Source organism: uncultured Vagococcus sp. (genome assembly GCF_963518325.1).
Taxonomy (GTDB): Bacteria; Bacillota; Bacilli; order Lactobacillales; family Vagococcaceae; genus Vagococcus_D.
In genome coordinates this window covers 26,991-42,913 of sequence record NZ_CAUQJB010000006.1, presented here as the reverse complement: position 1 = coordinate 42,913, position 15,923 = coordinate 26,991, and the positions used below count along the sequence as shown (strand labels likewise).

The following is a 15,923-nucleotide window of genomic DNA, read 5'->3' as shown; positions in this document are numbered from 1 at the left end:
CCTTTAACTGTATTTGTTCCATTATACCTCAGAAAAGAGGACTTGTCAGACGAAGTGGATTAAGGTAAGATAGAGCTCGGAGAACGTGTGAGAGGAAGAATATGATGGCGGTAGGGATTACTTTAGCGAAGATATCAGACATTAATTTGGTGACGGCGATTCTAAATCACGTGACCTTGGACTTGTTGGAAAAGGGCGTTAGACAGTGGCGTTACCCTTGGCAACAAGGAGATATAAAAAAAGAAATTGGCTTGCACAATGTTTATTTGGTTAAATCAAATAATGAAATTGTTGGCACATTTTTTCTTGGGACTCAACAGCAGATAGAGAGTTTAGGCGTCATGGAAAAAGCTTTGTATTTATGGCGAATTGCCGTTCTTCCTGACTATCAAGGGATGGATTATGGAAAAACTATTTTGCGATTTTGTGAAGAACTAGGATTGAGTTCAGGTCTGACAGTCTATTTGGATTGTTGGTCAGGTAATGATAAACTCAAACGTTTTTATCAGGAACAAAATTGTCGTTATATAGGTGAGTTTACGGAAGCAGATTATCAGGTTAGTGGCTTTCAATTAAATTAAATTTAGGCATCCTGTAAAATAATTCGAACTTATCATGATTATTTTACAGGAACTATCTCGAGGAAAAGTTGTTCTTATAGAGCAACTTTTTTGTCTGTCAACTTTCTTACTATTCGTTGATTCATACTTGATTTAGAATGTACGTTCGGTTAAACTTGAGAGACAGCAGTGAAAGGGTGAAGTAGTATGATAGTGGATCCAATTTATGGAGAATTTGAAATAGAGCCTGTTTTAATGAGTCTGATTGAATCGAAGGCTATTCAAAGGTTAAAGGGGGTTCATCAGGCTGGAGCTAGTTATCTAGTTAATCCCCTTTGGAATGTCACACGCTATGAGCACTCAGTGGGGGTTATGTTATTGATCCGACAATTAGGTGGTAGCCTATCGGAGCAAATTGCTGGTTTGCTCCACGATGTGTCACACACAGCCTTTTCCCACGTCGTTGATGTGGCGTTGGCTAATAAAGAAGAAAATTATCACGAGCTAATTCGTGCCTCATTGCTAGCCCAATCGGATATACCGGAGATATTAGGAGCTTATGGTTTTAACTGGCAAGATATTTTGACAAACGATCAGCAGTGGACACTGTTAGAACAAGAGTTACCAGCTTTGTGTGCTGACCGAATCGATTATACCTTACGGGACTCCTTTCATTATTTTGATAATCCTCTTAAAGAAATTCAGTCGTTCTTAGAAAGTTTAACCATCATCTCAGGAAAAATCGTTATTAACTCTCTTGAGCAGGGAGAGTGGTTCGTTAAAAAGTTTTATCAAGTGGTCATCGATTTTTTTTATGACCCGGCAAATATTTTTAGTGCAGATCGAATGGCTAAAATTATCCAGTACAGTTTAAACCACGATTTTATAGGTCCTGATGACTTGCTTTTAGATGACCAGCAATTGCTAGAGCGATTGAAAAATCTTTCTCTTCCTTTTTTGGTTCTCTTATTTGAACAACTAGAGAACCCGCCAGAACTAGTTGAAAGTGTTCATAATCAAATTGTATTTCAACGACAAAAAAGCCGAATTATAGATCCTTTTATAACGTTCGATAAAAACTCCATTGTTAAAGGGAGTGACGTTTCCGTGTTTATTAAAGAACTAAATAAAGCTGCATTTGAAAGGTCAAAAAGAGGGATACACTTAAGTTTAGCCTTCTGATTTATTTTTTAAAATAACAGTTCAATTTAAGGTCGTTAAAATGTTGTTGCATATCTTCGGAGAAAAAGCTAAACTAGTTAATAATAGTTGCTGTTGGTATCTGATTATTAATGATTGTCTCAAATTTTGCAGAAACAAAAGAAAAAACTGACAATATTCGCCAGTCACTTGGATTTATAATAAAGACATATTAAGTGGGGAACGACTATTCGCTTTAGCGCGTTAAAGCGAATGGGCTGAGTTCGGGTTATTTAGGAGGGGAAACATGACTTTTATCGTCAATGCATGTGTGTTGTTGATGTTGTTAAGTGGTAGTTATTTTAGTTTTAGTGCATCTGCTAAGCCCTGTTCTTTTGGGTATAAAGGTATGAGCTTTTATTACTTTGGCAGAAGAATTTGGAAATTAACTAACAGGATTTTCGGTGTTTTTCTAATAGCAGGGAGTTTAATATTTTTTGGTGTACAAAATATATGGGATCAAAATGTGACATACACAGAAGCCTCTTACCATCTTTATCTGTTACTTGGTTACCTGTTTATATCCTTTGTGTTGACTGACGTGATTGCATTTATGAAGATGTTGATTGTCAATAAAAATAAAAAAAATAAAGCAAAGCAGTTTTAGAATAAAGTCAGAGCGATAGTCTCTGGCTTTATTTTTTAAGGAGGAAGGTCATGTTAGATAACATAGCTGATGAGTGGGAAACTTTTAGAGATGCTCACAAATACTCTTTGCCGGAAGACTTGACAGTCTTACAATTCGGCAATACGATAGAGATGGCCAATGAGTTAGGGGCTTTAGTCATGAAGGGTCAAAAGATAGCGACATCGTCACTGGTTCAACTTAATGATTACTACAATCGCAAATCGAGTCAAGTAGGAGATTGTTATGTATTAATGAATGGGACTCAAGAATGCCTTGGCTTTCTTCAAGTAGTCCAAACGGAAACCCGTATTTTTAGTGACATTACGCAACAATTCGCCGAAGAAGAAGGGGACGAATCCTTTGAAAACTGGTTAACTATTCACCAGGCTTATTATCAGCATCAACTGACGTTGATTGATGACGTGCTCGGTCCAGAAACGAAACTCCATTGCGAATGGTTTAAGGTTATTTGTGATTTAAGGTAAACGTCAATACAAGGGACTTTTCAGCAATCGATGAGAGGTCTTTTTATTTTATAGCCATTTCGTTAAGTGGATCTAATAAGGTAAACAAATAGACGATGAGTAAGAATATCAGCATACGAGGCTCAGGTTAAATATCCAGTGACAAAGTCATCTGATTAGATGACTTTTATTTTTGATTTTTTGGATAATTCTGTTCATTTGTGACTAAAGTGTGTCTAAATGTGAAAAAATTGATTAAATTCTGACAATTTAATTGTATTCGTTTTTTCATTGTGATACATTAACCATGTGAAGAAAAGTGGAGGAGTTTTTATGTTGGATAGAGATTGGTTTCAGGAGTTTATTGATTACCTAGTGGTGGAGCGAAATTATTCAATTAAGACACAAGAAGCCTACCGGGATGATATCAATGATTTTTTTGATTTCTTAAAAGAAACAGGAGATGATCAGTATTTAGAAGTCAACCATCAGGATATACGTATTTATTTATCTTTTCTTTACGATAAAAACTATAGTCGAAATTCCGTTAGTCGGAAAATCTCAAGTTTACGTTCTTTTTACCAGTATTTGCTTAAGCAACAGGTAGTTAAAGAAAATCCTTTTTCATACGTGCAAATGCGGAAAAAGAAATTACGTTTACCTCGTTTTTTTTATGAGAAGGAAATTGAAGTCCTTTTCCAAGCTGCTGAAGGTCACGCACCTCTAGATTATCGTAATAAAGCATTATTAGAAGTGCTTTACGGAACGGGGATTCGTGTCAGTGAATGTGCTAACATTCAACTGGAAGATGTGGATTTCGAAACCAATGTCCTACTAATACACGGAAAAGGCAATAAGGAACGTTATGTTCCATTCGGATCATTTGCCGGTGAGGCACTGCTGGATTATTTTGAAAGTGGTCGCAGTGTCTTGATGGAAAAACATCAGAAAAGCCATCACTATGTTTTCGTTAATCATCATGGCGAGCAAATTACGTCTACAGGTATTCAATATGTTTTGAAGCAAATTATAAAAAAAAGCAGTTTAACAGCTGAAATTCATCCTCATATGTTGCGTCATACTTTTGCCACCCATTTACTTAATAATGGCGCAGATATGCGGACGGTTCAGGAATTATTAGGTCATGTTAGTTTGTCATCTACGCAAATCTATGCTCATGTGACAAAGGAAAGTCTACAAAAGAATTACCGAAATTTCCATCCCCGAGCATAGGTTTCGTAGTCATAAATATAGATAATTAATCAGGAGGTACACGAATGGCTTATACAACATTTCATTCAACAACAATTTGTGCCGTTGAAAAAGACGGTAAATTCGCAATGGCTGGTGATGGTCAAGTCACAATGGGAGAATCAGTCGTCATGAAAGGAACAGCAAAAAAAGTCCGGCGGATTTACAATGATCAAGTCGTTGTAGGGTTTGCTGGCAGTGTGGCGGATGCCTTTAATTTAGAAGGTAAGTTTGAAGCTAAATTAAGTGAATACAAAGGTAATTTGATGCGTGCAGCTGTTGAATTGGCTATGGAATGGCGTAGCGATAAAATGATGCAAAAACTGGAAGCGATGTTGATTGTCATGAACGACAAAGAGATGTTAATCGTTTCTGGTACTGGCGAGGTTATTGCCCCAGATGATGGCATATTAGCGATTGGCTCTGGCGGTAATTATGCGTTGGCAGCAGCACGTGCCATGAAGCAACATGGTAAAGATGAGTTGTCTGCCGGTGATATAGCTCGCGAAGCCTTGCGTGTAGCAGGTGATATATGTGTATTTACTAACCACAATATTATTGTGGAAGAATTGTAGAGGGATCAGCTATGAATCAGATGAATAAAACACCAAGAGAAATTGTGAAAGATTTAGATGACTATATTATTGGTCAAGGAATGGCAAAAAAAGCTGTTGCAGTTGCCTTACGCAATCGTTATCGCCGTATGTTGTTAGATGAAGAGATGCAACAAGAAGTGACGCCTAAAAACATGTTGATGATCGGACCTACAGGTGTCGGTAAAACTGAAATTGCTCGTCGTTTAGCTAAAATCATTCAAGCTCCTTTTGTTAAAGTTGAAGCAACTAAATTTACAGAGGTCGGTTATGTTGGTCGAGATGTTGAGTCCATGGTCCGGGATTTAGTTGAGTCAAGTCTAGGGATAGTTGAAAAAGAGCAATACAGCCGTGTTTATATCCAAGCTAAAAAGCAAGCCGAAAGTCGTTTGGTAAAACTGCTAGTTCCAGGAATCAAAAAAGAACAGAAAAAAGCATCAAATCAATTTGATATGATGACCCAAATGATGAATGCTATGCAAAATCCTCAAGAAGAAAAAGAAGAAGTGACAGATACCATTCGCGCTAATCGCCGAACAATTGCAGAGGAGTTAGCTAAAGGAACCTTGGAAAATCGTGAAGTGACGATTGAAATGGATGAACCTAAAAATGCTGTTCCTGCCATGAATAACGGCTTAGAGCAAATGGGAATTGATTTGGGTGATACCTTAGGTGCTTTGACGCCAAAGAAAAAAATTAAGCGTAGCGTTCCCGTTTCAGAGGCTCGTGAAATACTGATTCGCGAGGAATCGGAAAAGTTAGTTAACAAGGGTGATTTATATAACGAAGCCATTAAACTGGCTGAAAATAGTGGGATTATTTTTATCGATGAATTTGATAAAATCACGTCGAAATCTCAACAATCTGGGGAAGTCTCACGAGAAGGCGTTCAACGAGATATTTTACCAATTGTTGAGGGGTCATCTGTGACAACTAAATACGGTGTGATTCAGACAGATCATATTTTGTTTATTGCTTCAGGTGCCTTCCATTTAAGCAAACCTAGTGATTTAATTCCTGAATTACAGGGACGTTTCCCAATCCGTGTGGAATTAGATGATTTAACAGCAGAGGACTTTGTCAGAATTTTAACGGAGCCAACTAATGCGATTATTAAACAATACATCGCTTTACTGGGGACTGAAAACATTGATGTGACCTTTACGATTGAAGCTATTCAACGAATTGCCGATATTGCCTTCAGCGTTAATAGCGAAACAGATAATATTGGGGCTCGTCGTTTGCATACAATTTTAGAAAAGTTATTAGAGGACTTGCTATTCGAATCACCAGATATGCAAATGGGTGAAATTATGATTACTGAAAACTATGTGGATGAAAAGTTGGGTCATATTATCAAGGATCAGGATTTAAGCCGCTTTATTTTATAAAAATAACTTAGGAGGTTAAATAAATGGCAAGTTTGTTAGAGAAAACAAGGGATATTAACCAAATGTTGCAACAAAAAAACACCTTTAGTGACCGAGTTTCATTTCCCTATAATGAAATGGCCAAGGTCCTGGGAACTACTTTAGATTCCAATACGTATATCATTAATACGGATGGGAGTGTTTTAGGTTATAATGTGCTTCACGATATTAACAATGATCGTGTTAAAAATATGCTGGAAATTTTAAAGTTCCCAAAGGATTACACCAATAATGTTTTGCAACTGCAAATGACTGAAGCGAATGTCGGGATTACCAATCCAATGACTGCATTTCCTGTTGAACTTCAGGAGATGTTTCCTAACGCTTTGTCGACTATTGTGCCAATTTATGGGGCTGGCGAGCGACTTGGAACGATTATTTTAGGGCGGTTGGAAGAAACGTTTACGGAAGACGATCTAGTTTTAGCTGAGTATGGTGGAACTGTGGTAGGCATGCAGATGCTGTATCAAGTCTCTCGTGGTATCGAAGAGACAATTCGTAGCTCGACAGCTGTTCAGATGGCTATTAGTACCTTATCTTACAGTGAATTAAAAGCGGTGAAAGCCATTTTTGAAGAACTTGAAGGAGATGAGGGGCGTTTAACCGCATCAAATATTGCTGATAGTATTGGGATTACCCGTTCGGTGATTGTTAATGCCTTGCGCAAATTAGAATCTGCGGGAATTATTGAGTCTCGTTCTTTAGGAATGAAAGGGACTTACATTAAGATTATCAATACGCAGTTTAAAGAAGAATTAGAAAAAGAATCTGTTTAAAAGGAGATTATTGTTTATGGCATGGGTAATTGAGAACGACGTGTTAAGAGCAAGTTTTAAAGAACTGGGTGGCGAGTTACAGAGCCTGGTGGCGAAAGAAACAGGCATTGAGTACTTATGGCAAGGTAATCCTGAATTCTGGGGTCGTCGCTCCCCAGTTCTGTTTCCCTTTGTGGGTCGCTTAAAAGACGATCAATATGTGTATCGAGGTCAAACTTATCACGTAGGACAACACGGGTTTGCTCGTGATCAAGTCTTTACAGCAAAGCAAGAAAGTCAAACACGTCTCTCATTTGTCTTAAAAAGCAATGAGGAAACAAGGAAGTTGTATCCCTTTGAGTTTGAGTTGGTTTTAACTTATGAATTAAAAGACAGTCGTCTGAAATGTGGGTATGAAGTGCGCAATAGCGGTGAAACAGAAATGTTCTTTTCAATTGGCGGGCATCCTGCCTTTAATGTGCCAATCGATGGAAAAGGAGATTTTGATGATTATTTCTTACAGTTTTCACCTCGAAAATCTCGCTTAAGTTTACCTTTGGCAGGAGCTTATGTAGACAATGATAATAAAACATTGGGACAAACCAATACCGATATATTACTGACTAGAGAGCTCTTTAAGAATGATGCGTTGATTTATGAGACAGTTGGACCAAACAGTTACAGTATTAAATCAGAAGAAACACCTCATAGTGTGACTGTTTCTTATGATGACATGCCGTTTGTAGGGATTTGGAGTCCTTATCCCAAGGAAGCGCCCTTCGTTTGCATTGAACCGTGGTGCGGCATTGCTGATACTGTTCAAGCAACAGGGCAGTTAACCGATAAACTAGGCATTAATCAATTGGGGATAGGAGAGTTATTCACTCAGGTGTATCAAATAGAAATCGCATAATATTATTATGTAAACTAAATGATAATTTAATTCCCGTCAGCGAATACCGCTGGCGGGAATTTTTAATTAAATCAAGGCAAGCAGTTCAGTATAATCCACATCTTGAGAATGGGCAACTGCTTTATTTGTTAAATGTTTTTGATAGGTATTCACACCTTTTTGCAAAGCTTCATTTTGTGCTAGTGCCTTTTCTAAGCCGTTATTGGCAATCAACATGGCATATGGTAACGTGGCGTTCGTCAAGCCTATAGTAGCTGTTTTAGCAACAGCTCCAGGCATGTTTGCAACAGCGTAATGTAAAACACCGTGTTTAACATACACAGGGTGATCGTGGGTGGTTATTTTATCGATTGTTTCAAAAATCCCACCTTGATCGATTGCGACGTCAACGATGACAGAACCTTCTTCCATAGCCATAATCATTTCTTCAGTTACTAGGGTAGGGGCTTTAGCACCTGGTATTAAAACTGTTCCAATGACTAAATCAGCAGTTTTAACGGCTTCCGCAATGGTGTGAGGGTTTGAGACCAGAGTTTGAATCTGATTGCCAAACTGAATGTCCAACTCAGCTAAACGTTGTTGATTAACATCTAAAATCGTGACGCTTGCACCAAAACCACAGGCTATTTTGGCTGCATTAGCCCCAACATTTCCTCCGCCAATAATCACCACATTCCCACGTTTCACACCAGGTATTCCCGATAATAAAATACCTTTGCCACCTTTTGTTTTTTCCAAGAATTCAGCCCCTACTTGAACGGACATGCGACCAGCAATCTCACTCATTGGTACTAGTAGTGGTAGGCTGCGATCTGGCAGCTGAATGGTTTCGTAAGCAACACCCGTCGTGCCGCTATTTAATAATTGTTGGGTTAACTCTTTGGCAGGTGCCAGATGTAAATAAGTATATAAAATTAAACCATCTCTTAAATGGTGGTACTCTTCAGCCAAAGGTTCTTTTACTTTGATGACCATCTCAGATGCCCAAACAGCCGGTGCTGATCCGCAAATCGAAGCGCCTGCCTGTTCATAGTCGTAATCGGAAAAACCCGAACCTACTCCAGCATTTGCTTCTACTCGAACCTCATGGCCGTTTGCGACAAAAGATGCCACGCCGTTAGGAGTCATGCCGACTCGGTTTTCATTGTTTTTAACTTCTCTTGGTATTCCAATTATCATAATAATAAACCCACTTTCACTTTTTGAAAAATAGTTACCTAAATAGTATAACATGAATATTATTAAAATGTTCTCATAATCGCGGATAATTTTCTAAAAAAGCAGTCGTTACGCAAAAAACACAAGTGAAATCGCTCACGATTTAACCTGTGTTTTTGTTAAGGGTTTAATAAAAGCTTATTTTTTTACTTTATTAAGGCCGAAAGGGACTCGACTTTCTGTCCCATTTTTGATTCTAACAATATTGTCTTTGTGACGGAAAAAAATAAAAATCGTTAGGCCACAAGCGATTAATGTCAGTAGCCAGTTAAACCCTGGTAAAATAGTTGGCCAAAGGAATGGCACAATAACTGTTGATAATGTAATTAACACTGCACTTACCATGCTGGCAAGACTAACCATACTTGTTAACAACAATGAGATTATGAAGATGGTTGCAGAGAAAAGAAAGAACACTGGGTTATATCCCAATAACATACCAGCACTAGTGGCAACTGCTTTGCCACCTTTGAATTTAGCGAACACAGGGAATGTGTGTCCTATTACGGCACTCAGACCAATCCAAAGAGGGTTAATCGAGCTGTTAAAAAACAAAGGCAAGCAAGTTGCCAGAGTTCCTTTCAAGATGTCCAACAGAAGGACCGCAATTCCTGCTTTTTTCCCAAGCACGCGAAAGGTATTGGTCGTACCGGAATTTCCGCTGCCGTAATCTCTGACATCTTTCTTAAAAAATATTTTGCCAATCCAAACACCAGAGGGAATGGATCCCAATAGATAGCCGATTAACACCATGATTGCAATTTTCATAAAATAACTCCTCATACTAAGACTAGCAATCATTTTACCATGAAAGGGGGGCAGTAACAATAAGCAGTGTTAATATTTAATAGTCTTTCAGACCAGGACTTTGATATGTCGCAAAGTGAGTGTAAATATCAGCTAAAGAATCACTGATTATGATATCTCGGCGGTGTTTCGGGTTAGTAAAGCCCTCGTCTTCCATAACATTTAAGAAATCAAAAAGGTGGTTATAGTAACCTGCCACATTATAAAAGGCAAATGGTTTTTCATGGGCACCAATTTGGGACCAAGTGATGACTTCAAATATTTCTTCCATCGTTCCACATCCACCTGGTAGAGCAATAAAGCCATCTGCTTTCTCCATCATCAATTTTTTGCGAGCATGCATATCTGGAACGGTGATAAACTGGCTAATAGCAGGCTTCGCTATTTCTCTATTAGCAAGAATGTCAGGCATAATACCACATACATGACCCTTACCAGCTAGAACAGTATCGGCGACGGTTCCCATTAAGCCCAAACTGGCGCCACCGTAAACTAATCCGTATTTATGAGTCACTAACCAATCGCCAACTGCGACGGCTGCTTTTGTATAATCAGGTTTTTTACCCGTACTTGAACCGCAATAAACGGCAATATTTTTTATCATTTTGCAACGACTCCTTCATTTTTGTAACACTATATGTAGATAGTTGTTTACCATCAACACAATATATAGTATCATAATGAAGTGGTTCTATTCAAGTCCATACTCATTTTTTATATTAAACCGTGACGTTTTTTTTACAATTGTGTGAATTTCTGTCAGGAGTTATGACCAGCGTATTTACTTTTTGACTGAAGAGCTGATGAGGAGATTATAAGCAGATAGGAGAGCTATGATGGATATTACCGAATTTCAAATGTGGTTGGATGCGTATTACCAGGATAGGGGATGGAAGGACCTTAACGCCTTTATTCGGATTGGTTTTTTAGCAGAGGAGACTGGAGAAGTTGCAAGAGCAATTAGGGCGCTGGAAATTGGTCGTGACCGAGCTGACGAAGCCCCTAAATCAGAGGAGCGACTAATGGCAGAGTTGACAGAAGAATTAGGTGACGTGCTAGGCAATGTGCTTATTTTAGCAAGTAAGTATGAAATAACCCTAGAAGAGTTGTTACTTGCTCATCAAACCAAATTAGAAGGTCGAAGAAGTACTTAATTACTTTGCTAAACATTTAAAGTAAGCTAAAATAGAAGATATTAACATAGATTCATTCCCTAATCGATAAAACGGATATTAGAGAATATATAGGAGGTATTTAGATGAGTTTTATTAATCCCGATCAAGAGACCATTTTTAACTACTTAAAAGAGGCTAAGCGGATTGCTGTGTTTGGTCTGAGTAACAAACCGGACAGAACCAGTTATCAAATTGCTGAGGAATTGCAGCGCCGCGGCTACGAAATTATCCCTGTCAATCCGACTTTAGTCGGCCAAGATATCTTAGGCGAAACCGTCTACGGAACTTTGATGGAGGTTCCTGGCAAGATTGACATTGTGGATGTTTTCCGTCGCAGCGAGTATTTGGCGGATGTTGCCAACGAGTTTATCCAAACGGATGCGAAAGTATTTTGGGCGCAACTGGAATTGGAAAGCCAGAAAGCAGCAACTATTTTAGCGGAAGCAGATCGCAAAGACGTTATTATGAACCGTTGTATCGCCATTGAACTGCGTTTGTTTGACGCACAATAGAAAGTAGGAAGATTGATGTTTGGATTTAGAAAAAAGCAGTCTAAGACTTCTCCTGAAAGAGATTGGCAACCTTTGATGAATTCCTTTTTTCAAGAATCGTCAATTGATTTAACTAACCAAGAAAAAGACTACTGGTTGACGTATGGATTAGGCTATCTAAGTGCTTATTTAAAAGCTCTTAAGGCTAAAGATAAAGTGGTTGAGGAGATTGAAGGGCAGATGTTAGAAAGATTTGGGCATTATTCAAGGGAAGAAGCTAAGATGTTACGTCAGCAAATTGATCGGAGTACTAGTAGGCAATCACCTTTGTATCAGGAGTTGATTTTTAAAGGCTTAGAAGTATTTACAGAAACCAGTGATAATAAGCAAGGGGCTTTACTTGCAAAAAAAAATGAGATTAGTGAACTCCTAGCCGCTATTGTAGATGGTAAAGATAGTCCTTCATAACTGAGGGCACAAGCACTAATTCAACCTATGATCAGTGTCCGTTTGCAAAAAGTGTTCTAATTATACGATGAATTAGTTAACAACGATGGTAACATGTGATAAAATGAAGAAGTGTAGTAACAATGGATTTATTTTACGGTTACATCCGAGCGTCAGTTAATTAACGAATTAAAAACAAACGAAGTTATTGAATGGAGGAAGTGTGTGATGGAAGCAATTATGCAATACGTTGGCCTAGTAGCTAGTATTTTGGCATTAATCATCAGTCTAGTAGCATTTATTAAAGCCGGTGGGACTAAAGGACGGGTAGAGTATCTTGAGGATAAGTTAGAAGAAATGTCATCTAGAGATAATGGTGCCCGTAAGAAAAAGAAACGCAGTAAAGATTAATTGAGCCAAGCACTTTTTAACTCGGGTGCTTCATAACAAGACTTAATAACGACATTGGTTTTATCCAAATAAATAAAAAAACTGTCCAGTTACGGACAGTTTTTTTCTATATGGCGGTGTGCTCAGCAAGCCGTTAATTGCTGACTGGTGAAAGACCAGTTTATCCAAAGGACGCTGTTTCCTCAGCAACCAAACGCTTCATTAAATCTGGTAACCATGATGCTAAAGTGGTCACTGGATAACCGAGTTGGGCTAAATAACTAACATCCATTGCCACATCATAATGAGAAAAAGGAGACTGCTCTTTTGCCTCAGTAAAGCTAATCTTTAATTCCTTATTAGTTGCTAAAGCTATATTTGACACAAATTGAGCAGTTGAAAAAGGTTCGCTAGAACTGATGTTAACAGGGCCATAGATCTTGTTATCAATTATAAACTGAATAGCCAATGGGATTTCCGATCCCTTAATATAAGAAAAATGCCCGGTTTCGTTTCGAAAGACAATTTCCTCTTCAGCTAACGCCTGGCGAATATAGAAGTGAAGACGCTGGGTGTAGTCGTCGTCATCAAGTACAACAGGAAATCGCAAATAAGTGACTGGAAAGCTGGCGTGTTCAGTGAAATAAGCCTCAACCTGTCGCTTGCCTTCCCCATAGTCCACATTTTTTTTCTCAATAGGATAGTTAGATGGATCAAATTGATTTTCAGTAAATCCCATAGATGCGGGTTCTCCCTCATAGACTGCTAAACTGGATGTGACTAAATAATGACGAACTGTCGTCAAATAATCCAAGGCAATGGCGGCTTCTTCCTTGGTATAACAGATATTATCAAAGACCAAGTCCCAATTTGTTTTAGCAATGGCTTGCCAACCAATGTGATGGCGGTCTTGACGATCTACCGTGATCCGTTTGACTCGCTTACCGAAATCGTCTTGTAATCGTCCTCTGGTGGCGACAGTTACCTCATATCCCTGATTTAAAAAGTGTTCAACGGTTTTTTTTCCGAAAAAACGGGTGCCACCAAATATTAATAATTGTGTCATACTAGGTTCTCCTTTAATTTTAAGTTTGTGGTTAACTATTACTGCCATTATAGAATGAATGGGCAGAGGTCTGGGATTTCCATTGTCTCAGTTACAAAAAAAATAATGTCTATCTTTATTTAGAAATAGCCATGATGATAATCATAGCTTATTTCTCTTCAAATCAAAAGAAGGATGATTGTCTCTTGACGTAAAAGTTGAACTGTCGCTTTTTTTATGGTAAAGTAGCACAGCTTTCATCTTTTGGTTTATTTTAGCTGATTTTTGATTTATCTTTGAGAGTTGAGTATAATGTTAGCTAGAAAAGGCTAGTTTTAGCTAAAAAAAGATGATTTATGATTTAAAATAGCTTTTCAATTCGCAAAATTTAGAGTATGATTAAAAATGGTGTGGGCAATGACTACAATAAGTAGCGTTGGCTACAAAACCTGATTAGTTTGAAACAAGGGAGTTATATAATGCCAAAAAAAGTTATGAATGATTATAATGATGCTTCCATTCAAGTTCTCGAGGGACTTGAAGCAGTCCGTAAACGGCCAGGAATGTACATCGGTTCAACAGATTCTCGTGGCCTTCATCATTTGGTTTACGAAATTGTTGATAATGCAGTGGATGAAGCTCTTTCCGGTTACGGTAGTGAAATTGATGTGACAATTTATAAAGATAACAGTATCGGTGTCCAAGACTATGGTCGTGGTATGCCTGTTGGAATGCACGCTTCTGGTGTGCCGACAGTTCAGGTTATCTTCACTGTCCTCCATGCAGGCGGAAAGTTTGGCCAAGGTGGTTATAAAACCTCAGGTGGGCTTCATGGTGTCGGGGCAAGTGTGGTTAATGCTTTATCTAAATGGGTTTATGTGTCAATTGTTAGAGATGGCGTTGAGTACGAACAAAAATTTATCAATGGCGGCAAAGTTGATGGGAAATTAAAAAAAATAGGTAAAACGAAAAAGAAAAATGGAACATTTATCCGTTTCTTACCAGATGACACAATCTTTTCGACAACCAAATATTCTTATGAAACCTTATCTGAGCGTTTGCGTGAGTCTGCCTTCTTATTAAAAGGAGTAAAAATCACGATTCGTGATGAACGCCCAGAAGAACCAGTTGAAGAAATCTTTCATTATGAAGAGGGGATTAAAGAGTTTGTCGAGTATTTAAATGAAGACAAAGACGATTTAACGCCTGTGGTGTATTTTTCTGGTGAAAAAGAAGGCATTGAAGTTGAATATGCTTATCAGTACAACGATGGCTATTCAGAAAATATTCTCTCTTTTGTAAATAATGTTCGAACAAAAGATGGTGGTACCCACGAAGTGGGAATGAAAACGGCCATGACTAAGACTTATAATGATTACGCCCGAAAAGCCAGTCTTCTAAAGGATAAAGATAAAAATTTAGAAGGAAGCGACTTCCGTGAGGGCTTAACAGCCATTATCTCTGTGAGGATTCCTGAAAACTTGTTGCAGTTTGAAGGCCAAACAAAAGGAAAATTAGGCACGCCGATGGCACGTTCAGTTGTTGAGAATGTCATCAGTGAGCAAATGGGCTTCTATTTACAAGAGAACAGTGAAATGAGTCAGATGCTAATTCGCAAGGCTATCAAAGCCCGTGAAGCTCGTGATGCAGCTCGTAAAGCGCGTGAAGAAAGCCGTTCAGGGAAAAAGCGTCGTAAAGGTGAATCTTTACTATCAGGTAAACTTACACCTGCGCAATCCCGCAACCCTAAACGCAATGAATTGTACTTAGTCGAGGGAGATTCCGCCGGTGGGTCAGCCAAGCAAGGCCGTGATCGTAAATTCCAAGCGATTTTACCTTTACGAGGAAAAGTCCTAAACACGGAGAAAGCTAAAATTCAAGATGTTCTAAAAAATGAAGAAATTAACACGATGATCTATACAATCGGTGCTGGGATTGATCCTGATTTTTCTTTAGAAGACTGCAATTACGATAAAGTCATTATCATGACCGATGCGGATACCGATGGTGCCCACATCCAGACCTTGCTCTTGACTTTCTTTTACCGCTTTATGAAACCTTTAGTCGAAGCCGGTAAAGTCTATATTGCCTTACCACCTCTTTACAAGATTTCCAAAGGTGTTGGACGCAAGGCGATTTCTGAATATGCTTGGACGAATGAAGAGATGGAAATTGCGGCTCAAAAAATTGGTAAAGGCTACATGCTTCAACGCTATAAAGGTCTTGGTGAAATGAATGCCGATCAATTGTGGGAAACGACCATGGATCCAGAAACTCGGACTTTAATTCGGGTAACGCTAGATGAAGAAGATGGCGAAGCCGGTAGCAACGAGCGAATTGTTTCCACTTTAATGGGTGATAAAGTCGATCGTCGCCGGACATGGATTGAAAACAATGTGGCTTTTACTTTGGAAGAAGCTGATAGTATTTTAGAAAATAAAAATCATGACGATAATGAAGCTCTGTCCTATGAGGAGTTCACTAGTCAAGAAGATGATCACGAAACAAATGACGAGTCAAATGAACTTAATTTATTTGACTTAGAGGATTAAGGGG

General features: G+C 38.5%; 18 protein-coding genes. 14 read left to right on the top strand and 4 right to left on the bottom strand.

Annotated features, from left to right (window positions below; genetic code table 11):
* The first annotated feature begins 101 nt into the window (after window positions 1-101).
* From RWN13_RS07420 to RWN13_RS07380, 9 genes are all read left to right on the top strand, one after another.
* On the top strand, window positions 102-581 hold the full coding sequence (locus RWN13_RS07420; RefSeq protein WP_314061846.1) for a GNAT family N-acetyltransferase: 480 nt from the start codon (window positions 102-104) through the stop codon (window positions 579-581).
* Between the two features lie 186 nt (window positions 582-767).
* Entirely contained in the window at window positions 768-1,742 is a 975-nt protein-coding gene (locus RWN13_RS07415; RefSeq protein ID WP_314061845.1) for an HD domain-containing protein, read from the top strand.
* Between the two features lie 265 nt (window positions 1,743-2,007).
* The gene (locus RWN13_RS07410; protein WP_314061844.1) at window positions 2,008-2,367 is read left to right on the top strand and encodes a hypothetical protein; all 360 of its coding nucleotides are present in this window, start codon (window positions 2,008-2,010) and stop codon (window positions 2,365-2,367) included.
* Window positions 2,368-2,417: 50 nt separating this feature from the next.
* The gene (locus RWN13_RS07405) at window positions 2,418-2,873 is read left to right on the top strand and encodes an ASCH domain-containing protein (protein ID WP_314061843.1); all 456 of its coding nucleotides are present in this window, start codon (window positions 2,418-2,420) and stop codon (window positions 2,871-2,873) included.
* 312 nt (window positions 2,874-3,185) lie between these two features.
* Window positions 3,186-4,085 carry a tyrosine recombinase XerC gene (gene xerC / locus RWN13_RS07400; RefSeq protein ID WP_314061842.1) on the top strand — a complete coding sequence of 300 codons (900 nt, stop codon included), beginning with the start codon at window positions 3,186-3,188 and terminating at the stop codon, window positions 4,083-4,085.
* 44 nt (window positions 4,086-4,129) lie between these two features.
* The gene (gene hslV / locus RWN13_RS07395; RefSeq protein ID WP_314061841.1) at window positions 4,130-4,678 is read left to right on the top strand and encodes an ATP-dependent protease subunit HslV; all 549 of its coding nucleotides are present in this window, start codon (window positions 4,130-4,132) and stop codon (window positions 4,676-4,678) included.
* Window positions 4,679-4,689: 11 nt separating this feature from the next.
* A complete protein-coding gene (hslU, locus tag RWN13_RS07390; RefSeq protein WP_314061840.1) occupies window positions 4,690-6,087 on the top strand; it encodes an ATP-dependent protease ATPase subunit HslU in 1,398 nt (465 codons plus the stop codon).
* A 23-nt stretch (window positions 6,088-6,110) separates the two neighbouring features.
* Window positions 6,111-6,902, top strand: coding sequence for a GTP-sensing pleiotropic transcriptional regulator CodY (gene codY / locus RWN13_RS07385; protein WP_314061839.1), 792 nt, complete (start codon window positions 6,111-6,113; stop codon window positions 6,900-6,902).
* Window positions 6,903-6,918: 16 nt separating this feature from the next.
* Window positions 6,919-7,794: an aldose 1-epimerase family protein gene (locus tag RWN13_RS07380; RefSeq protein ID WP_314061838.1), complete on the top strand. Its 876-nt coding sequence runs from the start codon at window positions 6,919-6,921 to the stop codon at window positions 7,792-7,794.
* Window positions 7,795-7,860: 66 nt separating this feature from the next.
* On the opposite strand, the gene ald is transcribed toward RWN13_RS07380, so the two are convergent.
* From ald to RWN13_RS07365, 3 genes are all read right to left on the bottom strand, one after another.
* Window positions 7,861-8,973 carry an alanine dehydrogenase gene (gene ald / locus RWN13_RS07375; protein ID WP_314061837.1) on the bottom strand — a complete coding sequence of 371 codons (1,113 nt, stop codon included), beginning with the start codon at window positions 8,971-8,973 and terminating at the stop codon, window positions 7,861-7,863.
* Window positions 8,974-9,150: 177 nt separating this feature from the next.
* Entirely contained in the window at window positions 9,151-9,780 is a 630-nt protein-coding gene (gene plsY / locus RWN13_RS07370) for a glycerol-3-phosphate 1-O-acyltransferase PlsY (RefSeq protein ID WP_314061836.1), read from the bottom strand.
* Window positions 9,781-9,856: 76 nt separating this feature from the next.
* Window positions 9,857-10,423, bottom strand: coding sequence for a TIGR00730 family Rossman fold protein (locus RWN13_RS07365; RefSeq protein WP_314061835.1), 567 nt, complete (start codon window positions 10,421-10,423; stop codon window positions 9,857-9,859).
* A 232-nt stretch (window positions 10,424-10,655) separates the two neighbouring features.
* On the opposite strand from RWN13_RS07365, the gene RWN13_RS07360 reads away from it, so the two are divergent.
* The 4 genes from RWN13_RS07360 (at window position 10,656) to RWN13_RS07345 (ending at window position 12,343) form a co-directional block, all read left to right on the top strand.
* Window positions 10,656-10,973, top strand: a complete 318-nt coding sequence (locus RWN13_RS07360; protein ID WP_314061834.1) for a MazG-like family protein — start codon at window positions 10,656-10,658, stop codon at window positions 10,971-10,973.
* Between the two features lie 104 nt (window positions 10,974-11,077).
* Complete coding sequence (locus RWN13_RS07355; protein ID WP_314061833.1) at window positions 11,078-11,506, top strand: CoA-binding protein; 429 nt, start codon at window positions 11,078-11,080, stop codon at window positions 11,504-11,506.
* Between the two features lie 15 nt (window positions 11,507-11,521).
* A complete protein-coding gene (locus RWN13_RS07350) occupies window positions 11,522-11,953 on the top strand; it encodes a hypothetical protein (protein WP_314061832.1) in 432 nt (143 codons plus the stop codon).
* Window positions 11,954-12,157: 204 nt separating this feature from the next.
* Window positions 12,158-12,343, top strand: a complete 186-nt coding sequence (locus RWN13_RS07345) for a hypothetical protein (protein WP_314061831.1) — start codon at window positions 12,158-12,160, stop codon at window positions 12,341-12,343.
* Between the two features lie 160 nt (window positions 12,344-12,503).
* Here RWN13_RS07345 and RWN13_RS07340 read toward each other — a convergent pair whose 3' ends face one another.
* Window positions 12,504-13,388 (bottom strand): NAD-dependent dehydratase, encoded by an 885-nt coding sequence (locus RWN13_RS07340; RefSeq protein WP_314061830.1) that lies wholly within the window; start codon window positions 13,386-13,388, stop codon window positions 12,504-12,506.
* A 458-nt stretch (window positions 13,389-13,846) separates the two neighbouring features.
* Here RWN13_RS07340 and parE point away from each other — a divergent pair, with 458 nt between their 5' ends.
* Window positions 13,847-15,919 (top strand): DNA topoisomerase IV subunit B, encoded by a 2,073-nt coding sequence (gene parE, locus RWN13_RS07335; RefSeq protein ID WP_314061829.1) that lies wholly within the window; start codon window positions 13,847-13,849, stop codon window positions 15,917-15,919.
* Window positions 15,920-15,923: the final 4 nt, after the last annotated feature.

Excerpts from the sequence above, each read along its gene's own strand:
- RWN13_RS07415 (WP_314061845.1), top strand. The coding sequence starts at position 768 with ATGATAGTGGATCCAATTTATGGAGAATTTGAAATAGAGCCTGTTTTA.
- RWN13_RS07365 (WP_314061835.1), bottom strand. The coding sequence starts at position 10,423 with ATGATAAAAAATATTGCCGTTTATTGCGGTTCAAGTACGGGTAAAAAA.
- RWN13_RS07350 (WP_314061832.1), top strand. The coding sequence starts at position 11,522 with ATGTTTGGATTTAGAAAAAAGCAGTCTAAGACTTCTCCTGAAAGAGAT.
- RWN13_RS07340 (WP_314061830.1), bottom strand. The coding sequence starts at position 13,388 with ATGACACAATTATTAATATTTGGTGGCACCCGTTTTTTCGGAAAAAAA.
- RWN13_RS07360 (WP_314061834.1), top strand. The coding sequence starts at position 10,656 with ATGGATATTACCGAATTTCAAATGTGGTTGGATGCGTATTACCAGGAT.
- RWN13_RS07355 (WP_314061833.1), top strand. The coding sequence starts at position 11,078 with ATGAGTTTTATTAATCCCGATCAAGAGACCATTTTTAACTACTTAAAA.
- hslU (WP_314061840.1), top strand. The coding sequence starts at position 4,690 with ATGAATCAGATGAATAAAACACCAAGAGAAATTGTGAAAGATTTAGAT.
- xerC (WP_314061842.1), top strand. The coding sequence starts at position 3,186 with ATGTTGGATAGAGATTGGTTTCAGGAGTTTATTGATTACCTAGTGGTG.
- RWN13_RS07420 (WP_314061846.1), top strand. The coding sequence starts at position 102 with ATGATGGCGGTAGGGATTACTTTAGCGAAGATATCAGACATTAATTTG.
- parE (WP_314061829.1), top strand. The coding sequence starts at position 13,847 with ATGCCAAAAAAAGTTATGAATGATTATAATGATGCTTCCATTCAAGTT.
- RWN13_RS07410 (WP_314061844.1), top strand. The coding sequence starts at position 2,008 with ATGACTTTTATCGTCAATGCATGTGTGTTGTTGATGTTGTTAAGTGGT.
- RWN13_RS07405 (WP_314061843.1), top strand. The coding sequence starts at position 2,418 with ATGTTAGATAACATAGCTGATGAGTGGGAAACTTTTAGAGATGCTCAC.
- hslV (WP_314061841.1), top strand. The coding sequence starts at position 4,130 with ATGGCTTATACAACATTTCATTCAACAACAATTTGTGCCGTTGAAAAA.
- plsY (WP_314061836.1), bottom strand. The coding sequence starts at position 9,780 with ATGAAAATTGCAATCATGGTGTTAATCGGCTATCTATTGGGATCCATT.
- ald (WP_314061837.1), bottom strand. The coding sequence starts at position 8,973 with ATGATAATTGGAATACCAAGAGAAGTTAAAAACAATGAAAACCGAGTC.
- codY (WP_314061839.1), top strand. The coding sequence starts at position 6,111 with ATGGCAAGTTTGTTAGAGAAAACAAGGGATATTAACCAAATGTTGCAA.
- RWN13_RS07380 (WP_314061838.1), top strand. The coding sequence starts at position 6,919 with ATGGCATGGGTAATTGAGAACGACGTGTTAAGAGCAAGTTTTAAAGAA.